Annotated in this window: 18 protein-coding genes; 12 read left to right on the top strand and 6 right to left on the bottom strand. The window is 47.6% G+C overall.

Annotated features, from left to right (window positions below):
• Positions 1–230: 230 nt before the first annotated feature.
• The 5 genes from BMX44_RS04785 (at position 231) to hrpA (ending at position 7,886) form a co-directional block, all read left to right on the top strand.
• Positions 231–1,511 (top strand): nucleotide sugar dehydrogenase, encoded by a 1,281-nt coding sequence (locus BMX44_RS04785; RefSeq protein WP_090628759.1) that lies wholly within the window; start codon positions 231–233, stop codon positions 1,509–1,511.
• A gap of 23 nt (positions 1,512–1,534) precedes the next feature.
• Positions 1,535–2,602: an SDR family oxidoreductase gene (locus tag BMX44_RS04790; protein WP_090628762.1), complete on the top strand. Its 1,068-nt coding sequence runs from the start codon at positions 1,535–1,537 to the stop codon at positions 2,600–2,602.
• A gap of 85 nt (positions 2,603–2,687) precedes the next feature.
• Positions 2,688–3,479, top strand: coding sequence for a co-chaperone DjlA (gene djlA / locus BMX44_RS04795; protein ID WP_090628769.1), 792 nt, complete (start codon positions 2,688–2,690; stop codon positions 3,477–3,479).
• Positions 3,480–3,494: 15 nt separating this feature from the next.
• Positions 3,495–4,097 (top strand): glutathione S-transferase, encoded by a 603-nt coding sequence (locus tag BMX44_RS04800; protein ID WP_090628772.1) that lies wholly within the window; start codon positions 3,495–3,497, stop codon positions 4,095–4,097.
• Between the two features lie 15 nt (positions 4,098–4,112).
• Positions 4,113–7,886 carry an ATP-dependent RNA helicase HrpA gene (gene hrpA, locus BMX44_RS04805; protein ID WP_090628775.1) on the top strand — a complete coding sequence of 1,258 codons (3,774 nt, stop codon included), beginning with the start codon at positions 4,113–4,115 and terminating at the stop codon, positions 7,884–7,886.
• Between the two features lie 298 nt (positions 7,887–8,184).
• Here the strand turns inward: hrpA and BMX44_RS04810 are convergent, their stop codons facing one another.
• Positions 8,185–9,084, bottom strand: coding sequence for a LysR family transcriptional regulator (locus BMX44_RS04810; RefSeq protein WP_090628778.1), 900 nt, complete (start codon positions 9,082–9,084; stop codon positions 8,185–8,187).
• Positions 9,085–9,216: 132 nt separating this feature from the next.
• Between BMX44_RS04810 and BMX44_RS04815 the strand changes: the two genes are divergently transcribed.
• Positions 9,217–9,765, top strand: a complete 549-nt coding sequence (locus tag BMX44_RS04815) for a carboxymuconolactone decarboxylase family protein (RefSeq protein ID WP_090628780.1) — start codon at positions 9,217–9,219, stop codon at positions 9,763–9,765.
• Positions 9,766–10,031: 266 nt separating this feature from the next.
• Here the strand turns inward: BMX44_RS04815 and BMX44_RS04820 are convergent, their stop codons facing one another.
• Positions 10,032–10,793: a hypothetical protein gene (locus tag BMX44_RS04820; RefSeq protein WP_090628783.1), complete on the bottom strand. Its 762-nt coding sequence runs from the start codon at positions 10,791–10,793 to the stop codon at positions 10,032–10,034.
• A 234-nt stretch (positions 10,794–11,027) separates the two neighbouring features.
• On the opposite strand from BMX44_RS04820, the gene csgH reads away from it, so the two are divergent.
• Positions 11,028–11,402, top strand: coding sequence for a curli-like amyloid fiber formation chaperone CsgH (gene csgH, locus BMX44_RS04825; RefSeq protein ID WP_090628787.1), 375 nt, complete (start codon positions 11,028–11,030; stop codon positions 11,400–11,402).
• 75 nt (positions 11,403–11,477) lie between these two features.
• Here the strand turns inward: csgH and BMX44_RS04830 are convergent, their stop codons facing one another.
• From BMX44_RS04830 to BMX44_RS04840, 3 genes are all read right to left on the bottom strand, one after another.
• Entirely contained in the window at positions 11,478–11,795 is a 318-nt protein-coding gene (locus BMX44_RS04830; protein WP_090628790.1) for a cupin domain-containing protein, read from the bottom strand.
• A 303-nt stretch (positions 11,796–12,098) separates the two neighbouring features.
• Positions 12,099–12,623 carry a cytochrome P460 family protein gene (locus BMX44_RS04835; protein ID WP_090628793.1) on the bottom strand — a complete coding sequence of 175 codons (525 nt, stop codon included), beginning with the start codon at positions 12,621–12,623 and terminating at the stop codon, positions 12,099–12,101.
• A gap of 63 nt (positions 12,624–12,686) precedes the next feature.
• Positions 12,687–13,067: a DUF6164 family protein gene (locus tag BMX44_RS04840; RefSeq protein WP_090628795.1), complete on the bottom strand. Its 381-nt coding sequence runs from the start codon at positions 13,065–13,067 to the stop codon at positions 12,687–12,689.
• A gap of 123 nt (positions 13,068–13,190) precedes the next feature.
• Between BMX44_RS04840 and BMX44_RS04845 the strand changes: the two genes are divergently transcribed.
• Positions 13,191–14,027: an SDR family oxidoreductase gene (locus BMX44_RS04845; protein ID WP_090628797.1), complete on the top strand. Its 837-nt coding sequence runs from the start codon at positions 13,191–13,193 to the stop codon at positions 14,025–14,027.
• 182 nt (positions 14,028–14,209) lie between these two features.
• Here the strand turns inward: BMX44_RS04845 and BMX44_RS04850 are convergent, their stop codons facing one another.
• Positions 14,210–15,103: a hypothetical protein gene (locus BMX44_RS04850; RefSeq protein WP_090628800.1), complete on the bottom strand. Its 894-nt coding sequence runs from the start codon at positions 15,101–15,103 to the stop codon at positions 14,210–14,212.
• Between the two features lie 232 nt (positions 15,104–15,335).
• Here BMX44_RS04850 and aat point away from each other — a divergent pair, with 232 nt between their 5' ends.
• The 4 genes from aat (at position 15,336) to BMX44_RS04870 (ending at position 20,133) form a co-directional block, all read left to right on the top strand.
• On the top strand, positions 15,336–16,031 hold the full coding sequence (aat, locus tag BMX44_RS04855) for a leucyl/phenylalanyl-tRNA--protein transferase (RefSeq protein WP_090628803.1): 696 nt from the start codon (positions 15,336–15,338) through the stop codon (positions 16,029–16,031).
• A 4-nt stretch (positions 16,032–16,035) separates the two neighbouring features.
• Positions 16,036–16,752 carry an arginyltransferase gene (locus BMX44_RS04860; protein WP_342708020.1) on the top strand — a complete coding sequence of 239 codons (717 nt, stop codon included), beginning with the start codon at positions 16,036–16,038 and terminating at the stop codon, positions 16,750–16,752.
• Positions 16,753–16,857: 105 nt separating this feature from the next.
• A complete protein-coding gene (locus BMX44_RS04865; protein WP_090628808.1) occupies positions 16,858–17,889 on the top strand; it encodes a quinone-dependent dihydroorotate dehydrogenase in 1,032 nt (343 codons plus the stop codon).
• A gap of 159 nt (positions 17,890–18,048) precedes the next feature.
• A complete protein-coding gene (locus BMX44_RS04870; protein WP_090628809.1) occupies positions 18,049–20,133 on the top strand; it encodes a methyl-accepting chemotaxis protein in 2,085 nt (694 codons plus the stop codon).
• Position 20,134 lies beyond the last annotated feature (1 nt).

The following is a 20,134-nucleotide window of genomic DNA, read 5'->3' on the forward strand; positions in this document are numbered from 1 at the left end:
AAATAATTGTCAACTGTTTTTTATTTATAGCATACCCGGGCTGGTATTGTTTACACATATAAAACCAGCAAATACAGCTTAGTTTGAAGTAATGATGATCAATTGTTATCGTGCGTTCAAAAAATTGAAGAATCTGACGCTATAGTACAGTATTTATCCATCATTAAAACATCTATAGTATATGAATGGTTTTTTGATTTTGCGAAAACGTTGAACTGGAGAAAAAATTTATGGGTATTGTTGCTGTGGTTGGACTGGGTTATGTGGGTTTGCCGCTGGCCGTTGAGTTTGGTAAAAAACGTCAAACAATCGGATTTGATCTTTCCAGTGAAAAAATTCACAATTATCGACAACACGTCGATCCTACAGGTGAAGTTTCAACCGAGGAATTGCAACAGGCCGGGCAGCTTGTTTTTACTACTGACCCTGCCGATCTGGCTCAAGCCGATTTTATCGTGGTCGCCGTCCCCACCCCTGTTGATCAGGCGCATCAACCTGACTTCAGGCCATTGATTAGCGCAAGCGAAACGGTTGGCAGGAACATAAAAACCGGCACTATTATCATATATGAATCAACAGTATACCCTGGCGCAACAGAGGAAGTATGTATACCCGTGTTGGAGAAATTCTCAGGTTTGAAGTGGAAGCAGGATTTTCATGTCGGTTATTCTCCAGAGCGTATCAATCCCGGTGATAAAGAACACACCTTAACCACGATTGTCAAAGTCGTATCGGGCGACAATGAGAGCTCACTGGAAAAAATCGCGCAATTGTATGAAAGCATCGTGACGGCCGGCGTATATCGTGCGGCCAGTATCAAGGTGGCTGAAGCGGCCAAGGTAATCGAGAATACGCAGCGTGACCTGAATATCGCGTTGATGAATGAACTGGCAATGATTTTTAATAAACTCGATATAGACACGCTGGATATTCTGGAAGCTGCGGGAACAAAATGGAATTTCCTTCCGTTTCGTCCCGGTCTCGTGGGCGGTCACTGCATTGGTGTTGATCCATACTATCTGACACACAAGGCTGAGATGATCGGTTACATGCCACAGGTGATTCTTGCTGGCCGTCGCATTAACGACAATATGGCAAAATATGTTGCCGAGCAAACCATCAAGCAGATCATTAAAGCCGGTTTTAATGTTCGCGGAGCCAAAGTAAATGTACTCGGCCTGACATTCAAGGAAAACTGTCCCGACCTGAGAAATTCCAAGGTAATTGATATCATCCGCGAACTGCAGGATTACGGCGTCGAAACTCATGTATGCGATCCAGTGACCGATTCTGACGAAGCCAGGGACGAATACAATATCGCGCTCGAATCATGGGAGAATCTGCCACGCGCCGAAGCCATGATTGTGGCCGTTTCCCATATTGAGTTTCTAACCAAAACAATGCCCGATTTACACTCCAAGCTTGTTGAAAACGGGTGCTTTATCGATGTGAAATCAAAATTCAGTCAGACTGCACTGCGTGCTTCGGGTTTTCATGTTTGGCGACTTTGATTCAATTTTGCAAGGAACACGAAATGACGCGCTATCAGGATATGCAGCAACATCTGACTGAAAACCGTTTTACCTGGCTGATTACCGGAGTCGCTGGCTTCATCGGCTCCAATCTGCTTGAAAAATTATTGAAATTGAATCAGCGCGTAATCGGACTGGATAACTTTTCAACCGGCTATCAGCATAACCTGGATCAGGTCAAAGATATCGTGGGCGCCGATCACTGGAACAACTTCAGATTCGTCACGGGTGATATTCGCGACCTCGAAACATGCAAGGACGTCTGCGAAAGCGCGGATTTCGTGTTGCATCAGGCCGCATTGGGATCTGTGCCGCGTTCGATAAATGACCCGATCCTAACCAACGAAAACAATGTTTCCGGTTTTCTGAATATGCTGGTTGCCGCACGAGACGCCAGAGTCAAGCGTTTCGTATATGCTGCATCGAGTTCAACGTATGGCGATCATCCCGGCTTGCCCAAAGTTGAATCCATCATTGGTCAGCCGCTCTCGCCTTACGCAGTGACCAAATATGTCAACGAACTGTACGCTGACGTCTTTGCACGCTGTTACGGTACGGCTTCCATCGGTTTACGATATTTCAATGTTTTCGGGCCCCGTCAGGACCCCAATGGCGCCTATGCCGCTGTCATACCGTTGTGGGTATCAGCGCTAATCAGAAACAAACCGCTCTACATCAATGGTGATGGTGAAACCAGCCGGGATTTTTGTTATGTCGACAATGTCGTGCAGGCAAATATACTGTCAGCATTGACTTCCAGGAAAGACGCCATTAATCAAGTTTATAATGTTGCAGTCAATGAACGCACAAGCCTGAACCAGCTTTTTACCATGATGCATGTATTGCTTGTGGATAAGTTTCCTCATTTGAATACGTTTAATCCTGAGTACACTGATTTTCGCAAGGGCGATGTGCGTCATTCTCAGGCGGATATCGGCAAGGCTCGTGAACTGCTGGGATTTGAGCCAACACATGCAATTCGGGAAGGACTGCAATCGGCAATGGACTGGTATGTGGCTGACCTGTCCAAAAGGTCGGATAATGAATCATCCGGCTGTCAGGCAGTATAATATGGTTATGAATTACTGTTTATGCACAGTCCTTGCTGACTGATAGCTTGCTCTTGCACTTGTATGAAGTTTTCCGGAAAACATTTTGTTTAAGATTCTGGGTGCCATAGCTGGCTTTTTTGTTCTGGGTATCCTGGGAAGTATTCTGGGATTCTTGGTGGGCAGCATCATCGACCGGTTTAAGTCTCCGGGCGCTGGTGGCATAAGTTTTATCTCGCCTGCACGTCGCCAGTCCGTGTTTCTCGAAACCGTTTTTGTTCTGATGGGGAAACTGGCCAAAGTCGACGGCCGGGTCTCCGAAAATGAAGTGGCGCACGTCGAGCAGTTCATGCGCCAGCTCGGCATGACATCCGATCATCGGCTCAAAGCGATCGCGCTGTTTAAACGCGGCGCCACGCCCATGTTCGATATCAAACCCAAACTGGCCGAGTTCATGACTGTATGCGGCAGTTCTAACAATCTACGACAAATGCTGCTGGTATATCTGATCAGCGTGGGGCTTTCGGACGGACAGCTGAATACCGCAGAATTACGGTTGTTAAAAGAGATTGCCGGACGTCTGGGTTATAGCAAGGCAGCATACGACCGCCTGTTGGAGATGGTGATTAACCAAACGCGTTTTGCCGGCGGCCAGCCTGTGACTTCGGTCGATGCACTGGAAGAAGCCTACAAAGCGCTTGGCGTTAGTCGTCGCAGTTCGGACCAGGAGATCAAACGCGCTTACCGCAAACTGATGAGCCAGTATCACCCGGACAAACTGACAGGCCAGGGTCTTCCGGAGGAAATGGTTTCCGTCGCTACCGAACAGGCCAAGGAAATTCAGACAGCTTATGATCTGATCAAAAAACACCGTGCCCAAAATCATTCTACAACCTGATCTGCAATTTAGCACATGAAACCATTGCTGTTTACATTTCGCCGCTGTCCTTATGCCATACGCGCCAGGATGGCCATTAAAATCAGCGGTATCGAGGTGAATATGCATGAAGTCGATCTTCGTGCCAAACCCGCTGCGCTTCTGGAATGTTCACCCAAAGGCACCGTACCTGTTATACGATTAGCCGATGGTCGCGTCATTGAAGAGAGTCTCGATATAATGAAGTGGGCGCTGGCAATAAACGACCCAGAAAAATGGCTGGACAGTCCAAACAACCTGTCTGACAAAGCTGAGTCGCTAATCTCACAAAACGACGGCGCATTTAAAGAAGCGCTCGACAAATATAAATACTCGGCACGTCATCCTGAGCACCCGACAGAACATTATAGAGAGCGAGCGATATTTTTCCTGGAAGCACTGAATATGCGGCTATGCCATAATGATTATCTGATGGGTGACCGGCTGACGATCGCGGATGTTGCCATTTTTCCGTTTATCCGGCAGTTTGCCCATGTCGACAAACACTGGTTTTATGCATCACAGTATATACACCTGATTCGATGGCTTGAAGCGCGATTGTCATCGGATATTTTTTTGGCGGTTATGCAAAAAAAGTAAGGGATCTGCCGGATTATGGAAACCGACTTACCGGACAAATCAACATGCCGGCTGGCGCGTCTGCCCCAGCCGGTGTATCCCGATGGCCTGCCTGTAGTTGCCAAACGCGAAGCCATTAAACAGGCGATCGCCGAGAATCAGGTTGTCATTATCTGCGGCGAGACAGGCTCCGGAAAAACCACGCAGTTACCCAAAATCTGCCTGGAAATGCAGCGTGGCGTACACGGAATGATCGGTCATACCCAGCCACGCCGTATCGCTGCCCGTTCGGTCGCTAAACGAATCGCGGCCGAATTGGGAACGACGCTGGGGCAAACAGTTGGTTACAAGGTGCGATTTTCAGACAAGGTCGGCACTGACAGTTATGTCAAACTCATGACCGACGGTATCCTGCTCGCAGAGACGCAAGGTGATCCCAGGCTGCAGGCATACGATACCCTTATTATCGACGAGGCGCACGAACGCAGCCTGAACATCGATTTTTTGCTGGGTTATATCCGCCGGTTATTGCCGTCAAGGCCCGATCTCAAACTGATTGTGACATCCGCCACTATTGATGCCGAACGATTTTCCAGGCATTTCAATCATGCGCCGGTGATTGAAGTCTCGGGACGCACCTATCCCGTTGAAATTCGCTATCAGCCAGTCGTGCCAGACGATGAAGATGTCGATATGCAACAGAAAATTCTTAATGCTGTCGATGAAATCGTGCAAACAAGCCAATCGGGCGACATTCTGGTTTTTTTGCCGGGTGAACGCGAAATACGCGAAACTGCCGAATCGTTGCGCAAACATCATTTCGACCGCCAGCAATCCGTCATTCCCGGTGCGGAAATCCTGCCACTGTTTGCGCGTCTGTCATTCAACGAGCAGGAGCGTGTATTCAAACCAGGGCAGGCACGACGCATCGTACTCGCAACCAACGTCGCAGAAACCTCACTGACCGTGCCGGGAATACGCTACGTTATCGATACCGGCCGGGCGCGCATTAACCGCTACAGTTATCGCAACAAAGTCGAGCAACTGCAGACGGAAAAAATATCGCGCGCTTCAGCCAACCAGCGTGCCGGACGTTGCGGGCGTATCGCCAGCGGTGTCTGCTACCGGCTGTATTCAGAAGAAGACTATCAGTCCAGGCCGGCATTCACCGATCCGGAAATTCTGCGCTCGTCGCTGGCTTCAGTGATCTTACGCATGAAATCGCTGAAAATCGGCGATGTGGAGAACTTTCCATTTCTGGAGCCCCCGTCTGCGCGCATGATCGCGGACGGTTATCAGCTACTGACAGAACTCGGGGGTGTTGACGAGAACAAGCGTTTGACTCAATTGGGTTGGCAACTGTCGAAATTTCCTATTGACCCTCGCATCGCGCGCATGGTTCTAGCGGCCAAGCGCGAGAACTGTCTGCACGAAGTACTTATCATCGCCTCGGCACTCAGCCTGCAAGATCCGCGCGACAGGCCGTTCGAGTATCAGGATGCCGCCGATCAGGCGCACCGGCGGTTTCTTGACGAGCGTTCCGACTTTATGAGCTACCTCAAGCTATGGGAATATTTTGACAAACTGCTCAAAAACAAGAAATCCAACCGCAAACTCGTCGCGCAGTGCCGCGATCAGTTTCTGTCTTATCGACGTCTGCGCGAATGGCGGGAAATCCATAACCAGCTCAATGTACTGGTTAAGGAATTCGGATTCAGGCCAAATGAAGTCCCGGCAACCTATGATGAAATACATCGCGCACTGCTTGCAGGACTGCTTGGCAATATCGGCTACAAAACAGAAAAGGAAGGCGAATATCTGGGCGCGCGCGGCATCAGATTTTCCGTCTTTCCGGGGTCCGCGCTTAAAAAAGGCAAGGCAAAGACCAAATGGGCAGTTTGCGCAGAACTGGTTGAAACCAGCAGGCTGTACGGACGCTGTGTCGCACGTATCGATCCGGCATGGCTGGAGAAAATTGCGGGCAGTCTCTGCAAACATGATTATTTCGACCCGCACTGGCAGAAAAAACGTGCCGAGGTCATTGCCTATGAGCGCGTCACTCTGTACGGATTGCCTGTCGTCACCAAAAGGCCGGTACATTACGGTCGAATTAATCCGAAAGAATCGCGAGAGCTGTTTATTCGCGGCGCACTGGTTGCTGGAGAGTATCACACCCAAGCACCTTTTTTTGCGCATAATCGTCAGCTTGTCAAGGAAGTCGAGGATCTGGAACATAAAACCCGACGACAGGACGTACTGGTAGACGATGAAACGATTTTTGCATTTTATGATGAGCGCATTCCGCACCACATCTATAACGGCGCCGGATTTGAGCACTGGCGCAAGCAGGCCGAACGCGAAAACCCAAAGCTGCTGTATCTGGACCGTGAGCTGCTGACCCGGCATTCGGGTGATGCAGTCGAAGTGCAATTCCCGGAAAAACTTGCATTATCCGACGGCAGCAGCTTTGCACTCAGCTACCGTTTTGAACCGGGACACGTGCTCGACGGTGTTTCCGTCACCATTCCCCTGCCCGTGCTGAACCGGCTTGATGCCGAACAGTTTGATTATCTTGTACCCGGACTGGTCCGCGAAAAAATAACCTGGTATCTCAAAGCACTTCCCAAGCAGGTGCGCCGCCTGCTTGTGCCAATCCCCGAATCGGTGACAGAGTTTCTGCAATGGCAGTCTGCATCCCCGCAGGATGCAGCGATTCGCGACGCGCTGGCGAAATTTATTTTGCGCAAAACAACATTGACCATTCCAGTCGACACCTGGGAAGATAAAACCATGCCGCCGCACTTGCTGATAAATTACAGAATTGTCAACGAAGCTGGCGAAGAATGCGCAATGAGCCGCGATCTCGCCGAGCTGCAGGCACAGTTTGGCAGCGCTGCGCAATCAACATTTCGCCAGTTGAGTCTTGATGATGAAAAAGCCGGTATCGAGCGTGACGATATCAAACACTGGGATTTTGGCGATCTGCCTGAGAAAATCACCTTCACGCGCAGCGGTCGCAAGCTAATCGGTTATCCGGCGCTTGTCGACGAAAAAGATCATGTGGCGATCCGCCTGTTTGATACCCCGGCCACAGCCGAGCAGGCCATGCGCACAGGAGTTGGCCGACTGATGCAGCTTGAGTTTCGAGAACACATGAAGCAGCTCGATAAAAGCATTCCCGGTTTTCGCCAGGCTGCGTTGCAATTAACCACATGCATCAATCCCGGCGAGCTGAAGCAGGATTTGATCGACACCATTGCCGACCGGGCGTTTGTCGGAAACGACCCGCTTCCCCGAACAGAACAGGCCTATACTGCTCAGCTACCAAAGGCGAGAGAGCGCCTGCCGCAGGTAATCGAAAATTATACCCGGGTACTGGGTGAAATCGCCGAAGCTTATCATGCATTGATGCAATACAGATCGTCGACCAAGCAAGCCAATCCCCGCATTGCAGCCGATCTCGACCAGCAGTTCAACCATCTGATTTATCCCGGATTTATTGGTGAAACGCCATGGGAGAGACTAAAACATTTTCCGCGTTATCTCAAAGCCATGCACGTACGCCTGGAAAAATCGTCCGGCAACCTGCCGCGCGACGAACAGCAGGCTGCGGAAATCAATGTTCTCTGGTCGCGTTACCAACATTGCCTCGAAAAACACCGGAAATTAAGCATCGATGACGTGAATCTGACCGAATTCCGCTGGCAACTCGAAGAACTCCGGGTGTCGCTGTTCGCGCAGGAACTGAAAACACCGAGACCGGTCTCGGTGAAGCGGCTGGAGAAATTGTGGGAAAAAATCAGGAAATAGCTAAAAGTCTATTAAATTTTGCTTTTAACATTACCGCTGTTCCGTAGAAGATAAACCGAGCACCTGCAGCAACAGATTGGTTGCAAGAAAATCCGGGCGATGAAGTGAAACACCTTAAAATCTGGTAACCGCAGCAGAAGCAAAGAGCAGCGGGAAGATTACAAAGCATCTGGAAAGTGTGGATAACGTTTAAAACAAAGTTGTTGACACCGGTTTCAATGACCCCGCATTACACGGTCAAGTTTTAAACAGTGACAACAGCTCCACTGTGTAAAAACTTCCTTGAGACATTCTATTTTTAGTTAATAAAAGGGTTGGCTCTTAACCGTTCGACGGACAGGTCTATGAAAGTGCGTATTTTTGCGGTGGTTCGACGTCCTTCAAGATGAATAATATGAATCGGAAGCGGGTCTGATTCGTACGCGTCGAGTACTTTCTGCAATCTCCCTTCTTGAATATCCTCCCCAACCTGATAGGACATCAACCGCGTGACACCGCAGCCCAGGATAGCGGCATTCAGCGCAGCGCCGTTATGGTTGCAGTCGAGGTGCGGCATAATCTTGACTGTTTCTTTTGTACCGGAGGCTGCGAACTTCCACGATGTTGACGGCTCAACCGTTGAGGCCATGATGATCTTGTGGCCGACTAAATCGGCGGGGCACTTCGGAATGCCGTAAGTTGAAAAATACCCGGGAGACCCGCAGACGACGCGGTTGACATTCCCCACATGCGTCGCATAGAGGCCTGAGTCTTGCAAGTGGCCAATACGGATTGCAATCTCCAGACCTTCTTCCAACAAATTGCAGACACGGTCGTAAAACACGGTCTTTACTGAAACATCCGGGTAAAGTCCCAGATACTCGGCGACAATGGGCATGATGTATTTCTGACCGAACAATACCGGGGCGGTAATGGACAAAGTCCCCTTTGGGTTTAGATAACTCCCGGACGCCGCCGCTTCTGCAAGTTCCAGATCTTCGAGGAGTTGTCTCATGTCCGTTAAAAACCGTTCGCCTGAATCGGTCAGGCGAACATGCCGCGTTGACCTGTTAAACAGTTTTACTCTCAAAGATGCTTCCAGCTGAGCAATCGCCCGAGTTACCGCAGGCGCCGAAATATCAAGATTACGGCTTGCCGCCACAAAACTTCGATTGACAGCCGCCTCGACAAAGATACGGATTGTTTCCAGCTTATCCATTGAATATTCATCCTTATCATAAGATTATTATTACGATAACAGCAATAGTTAATTATTATTTTAGCCAATTATTTCATTAATGAATAACTGTATAGTCATTACTCCATTCACTCAATGACAAGGAGAACAGTTATGTCACGCATACATACACCCGCATCAATCCACGACGCACCGGAAGCTTCAAAAGGATCGCTTGAAGCAGTGAACAAACTGCTGGGAAGTGTTCCAAACCTGTTCCGTATCGTTGCCAACAGCCCCGAGACGCTTGAAGGCTATCTGGGGCTGAACGGTGCACTTGGGAAGGGCTCACTTTCACCGCAAATACGCGAGCGCATTGCACTGGCTGTTGCCCAGATCAATGGTTGCAATTATTGCCTTGCGGCCCACAGCTACCTTGGCACCAATCTTGCCAGACTGAGCAAAGCCGAGATTGAAGCGGCCCGCAGAGGAACATCCAGCGATGCGAAGGCTGCTGCCGCAGTCAGTTTCGCCGTCAAGATCACCAGAAACCGGGGCGCCGTCTCTGATAGCGACTTGCAGGCAATTCGTGATGCAGGCTACAGCGATGCTGAAATTGTTGAAATCATCGGTAATGTCGCACTCAATACCCTGACCAACTATATCAATGAAGTTCTGGGTACTGAAATCGACTTTCCGGTCGTTGATACACTCGCGGCCTAAACCCTGGCGTAGAACGGGTGGCGATGATCGTCACCCGTTACCGTTGTAGCAACAACAGATTTTAATGTATCTGTAAAGTGAACACTCGGGGAAATGCCTGGATTGGCACACGGAACGGCGAATGTGTAACAAAAAACAGAATTTAAGCGCAAATTGACGGCAGTTCCATTCTCCATTCGCTTTGTTTTTTCGGTCCGTCAGACAGCGATAATTCACGCTTGAACTGTCGTGTATGCCTGAACTGCCAGTAACCGACTTCAACAATTTTAATTTTTCGGAATACTGATCAGGCCATTAACGAGTGATGTAACATTGGAAATCAACCGTTTAAGGGAACTGTCAGCGCCCACTTCATATTCGCGAAGCAGCGCCCGCACTATTCCTATATCGGCCAACGGCAATAGATTGCTTTCAAGCAGTTTGGTTATGGCAATGAGCACGCGATAGCGAACATGCAGTCTTTTTGCGCCCGGCGCGGCTTTAAGCAGTCTTTCGGCATCACCGGTCTCAGCCGACAGTATGATGGATTCAGCCAGTCCGATCAGCAGCCCTTCGTGGTTCTCATGGGCAAGCTGATCTTTATTGATCCTGTTTGAGACAATATAAAACGCCATTTGTCCCGCCGCCGCGTTTTTTGCTCTTGTACGTTCCGAGTAATCCGGAAGATTGATCGCCATGTAAGCATCGGCCATTTCCCGCAGATGAGCGTCAATATCCTGCAAACCGGTTTGCTTCAGCGCCTTGATTCCGAGTGGCTGTGCTGCCTTGAAATGCTGAAGTGCCAGCGATTTGACCTGGTCCTGCTCCGCCTGCATGGATACAATACGCGCTTCCTGCGCTTCGACAACCGCCTTGATTTCTACACCTTCTCTGGTAATTGAAACAGCACTGCTCTTGTCTTCGATTCTTTTTGCAAGCGCCGAAATCACGCTTCGCAATTCCTTACGGGCTATGATGGCAATACCGATTGCGGTCGCCGGCCATGCAATATACCCGATCAGTGTGACAAATGCCTCAAGGTAGTCCATTCTCAGCCTCCCAGCAGGCTAACAGATGTTATAACCTAGCATCTTCCGGCCAACACCAGAGAAAGACGCGCAAGTCTGTTAAACCGGTTCCTTGTTGACAATTATTCCGGAAAAAAACGGGACCCACAACAGAATTTTTTTCCTCGCATACACACGACAGCCAGATCGCCTATTAATTGCTTTAAACCGGTATCAACACACATATCCAATAACTGCTAATTTTTGAATCGAGTCATGAAAAATTTCCTTACCCTGCTGATGATCCCGATTTTGACCGGTGTTATTCCACATGCAGAATCAGCAGAAATCAAATTATGGATAGAGAAAGATGTAGCACTAGACAACCAGGTTACTATCACCCCGTATGCCAAAGCATTGCGTACATGCAATTTGCGATATACGCTCGAGGTAGACAAACAGGGAAAATCCGGGCGTTCCAGCACGCGGCAAAGCGGTAAATTGTTATTACAGCCCAATCAACCGAAAGCGATTTCCACATCGTCTTTTAATTTAAAAGCAAACGATCACTACCAGATCAGGTTCAAACTGTTTGACAAGAACAAACTGGTAGCAGAACTGGTGTCGGAAACACCTGACAATCTTCCTTAAAACACCCTTCCGGTATGATCTCGCTGCAGCAGCAGCGGTATTACATTCATTGTTTAGCCTGCAATTAAAAAATTGTCAGAAATGCACTGCAAGCCAGACAGTTTCCTGTTCCGGATCAGTCCAGCTGACCCTGTGTTTTTTGTGTGAAGGGATATGAATATAATCACCTGCATCCAGATGGACTACAGTTTGATCATCGAACATTAACGCGGCACGCCCCCTTAGCACCAGCACCCATTCATTTCTTGGCTGATCATACCAGCCGTTAACCGGCGATTGATGGCCTCTGGAAACAATTCTCTCGATGGTGACGCTGTCGCTCTGCTGCAGCACTTCAAACATCTCTGAATCCAGTTTGGCGGGAATTGCAGAATAGATATTTTCAGGCTTCATGAAAATTTATTACAATAGATCAAACTTGCCCGGAATGACTGTTGACAGTTGCTTACGTTAAGATGCGATGAGAAGAAAAATCAAGGCTGAAGCAACGCCACGCCCACCTCTTTGCCACACGCCGAATATTCTACAAGCAACAACTTTCGCTAACCGGCACCATAAGAACGATGTTCGGTATTTAAATTCCTGAAAACAGCTGGCAGGCACAGCCATCGAGAAACAGGCGATTAATTCAGAGCCAGTGATAGCCCCGGTGTAATGACCTGTGGTCTCGATGTACTGCAAATCAATCAAACAGGATCAGTGGTTTTTTACAAAATCAACCAATTTCTGATATGTAAACAGATAATCCTGTCCAGAAAGCGGGGTGTGGCATTGTACGCAATTCAGATCATTGCTTTTCTCAGTCCCATCCGGATTATAAACCGCAAAACCCCAGTTACCCGTGCGGTCTTCAGCTGAATATGCGTCATCCCAATTATCACGGTTTTCCATAACAGCAACAGCAGCCAGCGAATCTATGACAAAAATACCGTCATCACCGGGTATCGGCTTTCCATCTGCACCGGTTTTCGTACTGTAAATTTCCATTACCACTACAGAACCCGGATCTCCTTTTTGATCTGATTTATAACTGTTTATCGCCGTATCATTGGCGTAAAGCCTGGCAACCTGTGTCTGATTGGCACGATTTGCCGTGGCATATTTGGTAAAGGTTTTTGCATAGCCTTCCGGGAACTTAACAAATTCCGGGTTACCACCGCTATGTGCATAAATAGGCGTTACTGCCAGTAGCACTGCAACTATTCTCAAAATTCCTTTCATCGTTTTCTCCTTATTCATGGTCGTCCAAAACAAAGTCCTCCCCCTATCATCCCCGTGAAGCTGCTATTCTTTCAGACCTATTTCGCTTATGTCAATCACCAGTCGCAGCGATAAATAGATTACCAGTATGGATACAGCAAGGTGAACAATAAACAGAATGGGTTTTTCTTTTACTGCATCAAGTAATGTTTTATGCTTCCCGGTCTTCTTCAGACTGTCGTATTCTTCGCGCATCCTGATCGTTCGCGCCTGCTGATATTCATCCAGAAGCGCGCGCGCCCTATCGAACTGATTTTCATCCCTTAACCAGATGGCTGGCATGGAAACTCCCCAGTTACCTGCTGCTGTTTCAAAAAAATCAATATCGTTGTCACTCAGCAATGCGCGTACATCATTTGCCTCATCATCCGGCACGCCATTTAGTTTAAATAAAATTTTTGACATTGAAAGAATTTTTTCTATAGTACGTAAGCCAAGGATTTCTTATCTGAATGATGCTATCGTTGCGCTCATTTGATTGTCAAGTGATGTTATCACGGGCGAAATTAAACTATCATACAGGCCATCATGAAAAAAACAATTTTGATTACAGGCTGTTCAAGCGGTATTGGCTATTGCGTTGCCAAGGCGCTGCATACGCACGGCTATCGTGTTTTCGCCACTGCACGTCGCCAGGAAAGTGTCGAGATGTTACTGAACGAGGGCCTGGAAAGCTTTCGTCTGGATCTGCAGGATTCAAATTCTATTGCTCAGGCCTTTGAGCATGTCATGCACCAGACGAACGGAGAGTTATATGCACTATTTAACAACGGTGCCTATGGCTTGCCAGGCGCAATCGAGGATTTGAGCCGAGATGCGTTGCGCGATCAATTTGAAACCAACGTTCTGGGCTGGCAGGAATTAACTAATCTGGTCCTGCCTGTGATGCGCAAGCAGGGTTATGGGCGCATCATCCAAAACAGTTCGGTGCTGGGATTCGTATCACTGCCTTACCGAGGCGCCTATAATGCAACCAAATATGCTATCGAAGGGCTAAGCGACACCATGCGTCTCGAATTAACAGGCAGCAACATTTACGTCAGCCTGATTGAGCCCGGCCCAATTGAAAGCAAGTTCCGTGAAAATGCTGTCAAAATGCTGGCGAAATATGTTGATGTGGATAAAAGCATTCATCACGAACGCTATCGCAAAGCGCTCAAAAGACTGAATACAAAAGGGCCTGCCGTACCTTTCACGCTTCCACCCGAGGCTGTTCTTAGGCGTGTCGTTCATGCACTGGAATCGGATAAACCGCATCCACGTTACTATGTTACTTTCCCTACCTATCTGTTTGGCATACTCAAACGTTTCCTCAGCACGCGCACTCTTGATGCACTACTTGCCAGGTCCGGTGGCGATCACTAATGGCAACCTGCTGTTTCTACTGAATGAACAAAAAAAACACCTCACTGAGACAGTGAGGTGAAACGGCTTCGTCACGAACTTGCCACTTTACAACCACTTTCATCGCTCAAACAACAACGATCTATTTGAAACGACGATGAAACAATCGGCTTATACCCACAAAAAAAGCGACTGTTTAGATTTTAAAATCCAATTCCTATATAACCGCCAGCTGTCATACCATCAACTTTGACGCCATCGGATTTCCCAGCTGTCAAATGATAACGTCCATCGATTCCGACATAAAGATTCTTCCATACGTTGTAATCAACACCAGCACCAAACTGAACACCTGGTGTTAAATATGTGATCGATTCAGTTGTGGGACTGACTACATGAAGTGCCAGACCCATCGGTATTATCCACGGTCTGATCTTTGAACCTTCAAAAAACTTAATCTTTGGGGACGCCGTCAAAGTAAACTGGCTAACAGTCACACTTCTTGGATTAACAACATCACTCACCAAGAGCGTCGGATGATTTGCCAAAGCATTACCTTGGACTGAATTGGAAAAATTTTTGTATTCAAACATCAATTCTGCATACACTGAAGTTTTTGGCAGTAACCCCCAAACATCATCAGTCAAATTAAAATCAAAACCTGCACCTGTATACCAACCCTCTGTATCTGCCTGATCTTGAATTCCCAGAGGCGCTACATCACTTCGTATGCTGGACCCATCCCGTGGTTCTCTGGCATGTGTAAAACCACCCCGGAAAAAGACCATATGCTTGCTTGGGCGCTCCTCTTTCTGAACTGCCGCCTTGGCAGCTTCCTCACGAGCTACAGTTGCCTGGGCCTTCGCCTCAACAGCAGCTTTTCTGGCTTCGACAGCTTGTGATGTAGATTCTGACCTCACCTTTTGTAATTCACTTTGTACAGCTCTAAGCATATTCTCTAATTCCTGAACCTTCTGTTCCAGGGCATGGGTTCTGTCATTCGCGAGAACCTGTGGCGCAAATGCCAGCATGCTTGTCAATATGAATATTCCAATCAAACCTCTGTCTAATTTTTTTCTATCATGGAAATAATTCACCCCTTCCTCCAAATATTATATTTATCTAATAACCATGTTTGCTAAATACCTTTACAATTAATACAAGAAGCCATATGTAATTCCTCTTTGCCAGACCGGACACAAAATTTTTAAAACTTGTTATTAACTTTTTCATTACTACAGCAAACCTTTGCTGATAATATTCAAACATGACTGTTTTAATCTTGACCTGTATCAAGTTAATGTTAATTTGTTTGATTGATCGTTATTTATGGTTCAATTATTGTCCTCAGATACTTTGTTCCCACCGTTGGAAGAAGCATTACTGGACCCCAACGGTCTACTGGCAATTGGTGGCGATCTATCAACCGAGCGCTTGATCAACGCATATCAAAACGGTATTTTTCCGTGGTTTAACGAGGATGAACCGATATTGTGGTGGAGCCCTGATCCACGAATGGTGCTGTACCCCAAAGAATTAAAAATATCCCGTTCGTTACGCAAATCAATCAATAAAAACAACTACCACATTCGTACCGACAGCCAATTTGCTGCAGTCATGCAGGCCTGCGCCGCGCCACGCAAAAACCAGCCCGGCACGTGGATTCACCCAGAAATGGTTGCGGCCTATACCGCGTTGCATGAAATCGGCCTGGCGCACTCAGTAGAAACCTGGATCGACGATAAACTGGCAGGGGGGCTCTATGGCATAGCCATGGGAAAGGTGTTTTTTGGCGAATCGATGTTTTCACGAAAGCCGGATGCGTCTAAAATCGCATTTGTGTATCTGGTCAGACAATTACTCCAATGGGATTATGTTGTCATTGACTGCCAGGTCAAAACGGCGCATCTGGCATCGTTCGGCGCACGTGAAATTCCCAGAGCTGAATTCAGTCAAATACTAACCACCTGGGCCAAACCAAAAGCACTGGAAAAAAAATGGGATTTTAGCTTTATGAATGAATGACCCAATGAAGACACTCAAATATCATACTACGCACCCATATCCTTGCGGTTATCTGCCCGATAAAATGGCAAGATCCGAAGTAGTTGCGCCTGAGTATCAAATCGACGCTACGACCTATGGCCGGTTATTGAAGCAGGGATACCGTCGTAGCGGGCATTTCATTTACCGGCCACAATGTGAACATTGCCGTGCCTGTCTGTCGGTGCGCATCAAAGTAGATACATTCATTCCAAGCCGCTCACAGCGCCGAAGCTGGAAAAGGCACCACTGCATGACTACGCAGCAGCATCAACTTCACTACAAAAAAGAGCACTTTTTACTGTATCAGCGTTATCAGAATGCGCGCCATGTAGATGGCAACCTGGACCACGACAAGCGCGAGCAATACCGGAATTTTTTGTTGCAAAGTCATGTTAATTCGAGACTGATATCATTTTATGATATGGAGCAACTGCGTATCATCAGTTTTATCGATCTGCTTCCGGATGGACTGTCAGCAGTTTACACTTTCTATGATCCCGACGTTTCGCAAGCGAGCTATGGCACATACAGCATCTTATGGCAGATTCAGCAATGCCGGACGCTGGGCTTGCCATATTTGTATCTTGGTTACTGGATCAAGAAACATGAAAAAATGGATTACAAAGCCAATTTTCAACCATTGGAAATTCTGATCGGTAACCAATGGATGCCCTTTGAACAAGTGATCGACGATCTGTAATAGCTGACACACCGGGCAAATTCCGAAAGCGGCAAAACCGGCTGCTCATTAAAATGAGGATCAGCGTCCCTCCACATTGATTTAACACAACCTGCATACCTGCCCATGTTCTACTCATTATTGCGCCCGCTACTCTTTCAACTGGAGCCCGAAACAGCGCACCTTGTAACTTTAAGCGCCATTAATACAGCATTCAGGCTTGGCTTGCTCAAGCGCCCGTCGATCAACTGTCAGGAACAGCGCGTTATGGGAATAACCTTTCCTAATCCGGTCGGTCTCGCGGCAGGTCTGGATAAAAATGGAGAATATCTGGATGCCCTTGCCGAGTTGGGCTTTGGTTTTCTGGAGATAGGCACGGTCACACCGCGACCACAACCCGGCAATCCTGCGCCTCGCATCTTCCGTGTACCGCAGGCGCGGGCAATTATTAACCGTCTGGGCTTTAACAATCATGGAGTCGACCGGTTAATTGAGAACGTCATTCATTCAAACTATAACGGTGTACTGGGCATCAATATCGGTAAAAATTTCGATACGCCGATTGATAAAGCCATAGAAGACTACCGGACTTGCTTGTCCAAGGTTTATTGTTATGCCAGTTACGTTACCATAAACATTTCTTCGCCCAATACTAGTAACCTGCGTCAATTACAGACAAAAGACGCCCTGGATCAGTTATTATTCACACTAAAATCCGAGCAGCTGTCTCTAAGCCAGACCCATGGCAAATATACGCCACTGGTCGTAAAAATTGCTCCCGACCTGGAAAAACCGGATATAACATCTATCGCGCAGCTGCTCGTAAAGCATAGCATTGACGGCGTCATCGCAACAAATACCACGCTGTCAAGAGGATGTATCGATCATCTGGCGATATCACAGGAAGCAGGGGGACTCAGCGGTGCGCCATTGACTGAAAAAGCCACAGCAATTGTTGCACAGTTACGGCATTGTCTAGAAGACAGCATTCCAATTATCGGCGTCGGCGGCATCATGTCAGCTCAGAACGCCAGGGAAAAAATAGCCGCGGGCGCATCGCTGGTACAAGTATACAGCGGCCTGATTTACCAAGGCCCCAGTCTGATAACGCACATAGCACAGGCAATCTGTAATAATCAAACCTTATCGGGCAAATAGGATTAATCAATATTGAAACCTGCTATATTCCTGGAATTATACGAGTTACTTTCGACAACACCTGTATATTAGCCTGCTTATCCCTATATACCGTTACAATAGCGCATCCGGACAGTTGTTGCCATCTCAAACAGAATCAGCAGATCATTGGAGAAATGAATGACGGGAATTTTTTCAAAGTTTAAATCAATCTTTAAATCAGAGAAAAAAACAAAGTCATCCGTTACCGCGCCGGAGGACAATATCAATTCCGCCAGTTATTCAATAACCACTCGGTACTCAGCTGGCTTATTCACCCTGTCTGCATTATTACTGGTCGTGGTGCTTGCTTATAATCTGGAGCAGACACGCAAAAATACGGCAAGACTGGAAGTTACCGCACGGATGCAAACACATACATTGCGCCTTCCAGCAGTGCTGCAACTTGTTTTTTCAGGCCGCAAGAATGCCTTTACGCAACTCAACGACAGCCATAAACGAATCAATCAATATCTCATGCTGCTGGCAGATGGGGGTGATTTCCGTCATCACAATATTTCAGCCATTACACAACCACACTTGAAGGCTCATCTTGAGGATTTACTTCAGAAGTGGCAGCCAGAAGAAAACAAGATTGATCTGATTCTCAGTCACCAGCAAACGCTCGTTGATCTTGGTCAGGCAACAGGAGCCATTAACTCAACCAGCGACGCACTCTCACAAAAACTCGAAGAGTTAATTGAACGCCTTAGCCTGACCGGCGATTCGCCAGACACGCTTGGCGCTGTGACTGCGATGCGTACACTGTCCCAAAATGTAATACGCAGCGTTAATGTCGTGCTATCCAGCAAACTGCCGGCCTCGGAAATAAAAAAACAGCTGTCGCATGACCGCAAGCAGTTTTCAGCAATTCTGCAAGCATTTAATCAAGGTCACGATATACTGGATCTTACAGCGATCAATGATCCGGATGCACAGCAATTGCTGCCGATGATTGAAACGTTTTTTATACAAATTGACAATAATATCAATACCATTCAAACTGGAATTTCAGATGTAATGGCAGCCAGGGCCGCAGCCAATGCAATCATTCAACAGAGCGATGAGATTCTTAACAGCATAGTGACGCTCGATAAAGCTTTGCAACTAGAAGATACAGACCAGACAGAACTGCTGACGTATATACACGTTGTACTGGTGATAATCACCATCGTGTCGCTTTTCATATTCATTTATACGTTACGTCAGAAAAAACCCCTTGCGACATCCATGATGGACGACACGCAGACAGCCATGTTAAACCTGCTTGACGACATGAAAAAAATGGCCGAGGGCGATCTCACTGTACGTACAGCTGTAACAGAAGACATTACGGGTGTGATTGCGGATGCAGTCAATTTTACTATTGATGAGCTGCATACCCTGGTCAAACAAGTCAATACCGCCAGTACACAAGTGGTTAACACATCCGGGCAGGCGCAGCAAATATCCGCCAGACTGCTATCCGCAACACAACAGCAATCGAGCAAAATCGAAGAAACCACCGTGGCCGTTCTGGGCATGGCCGAATCCATCAATCAGGTTTCAGATACCGCATCCGGATCTGCTGAAGTGGCCAAACAGTCGTTGTCTGCCGCGGAAAGAGGCGGTATCGCCGTGCGTGAATCAATTGCCGGCATGGAGCAGATTCGCACCTATATTCAAGAAACCTCCAAGCGCATCAAGCGGCTCGGTGAAAGTTCTCAGGAAATCGGTGAGATTATTGCGCTGGTTTCAGATATCACAGAACAAACCAATATTCTTGCGCTAAACGCCGCATTGCAGGCAAGGGCAGCGGGAGAAGCGGGACGCGGCTTTAACACCATCGCGCAGGAAGTACAGCGACTCGCAGAACGTTCAGCAGAAGCCAGTAAACAGATCAGCCGGCTCATTAAAATGAGTCAGAATGATACGTACGACACTATCGCCGCTATGGAGAGAAGCACAAGAGAAGTTATCAAGGGCGCACAAAAATCGAATATTGCAGGCAAGGCACTTGAAGAGATCGAAACGATCTCCAAGCGGCTTGCAGATCATGTCAACCATATTTATACAACCACTCATGCGCAGACGCAGGCCGCCAAAGAGGTGATCAATAATATGGAAGAAATTCTGCTTATAACACGTCAGACGACTGACGGCACCCGGCAGACAACGGCCTCGGTCAATCAAATTTCGGGGTTTGCATCTGACCTCAAGGCATCTGTGGCTAATTTTAAAATTTAAT

The organism is Nitrosomonas marina (assembly GCF_900110145.1).
Lineage (GTDB): Bacteria > Pseudomonadota > Gammaproteobacteria > Burkholderiales > Nitrosomonadaceae > Nitrosomonas > Nitrosomonas marina.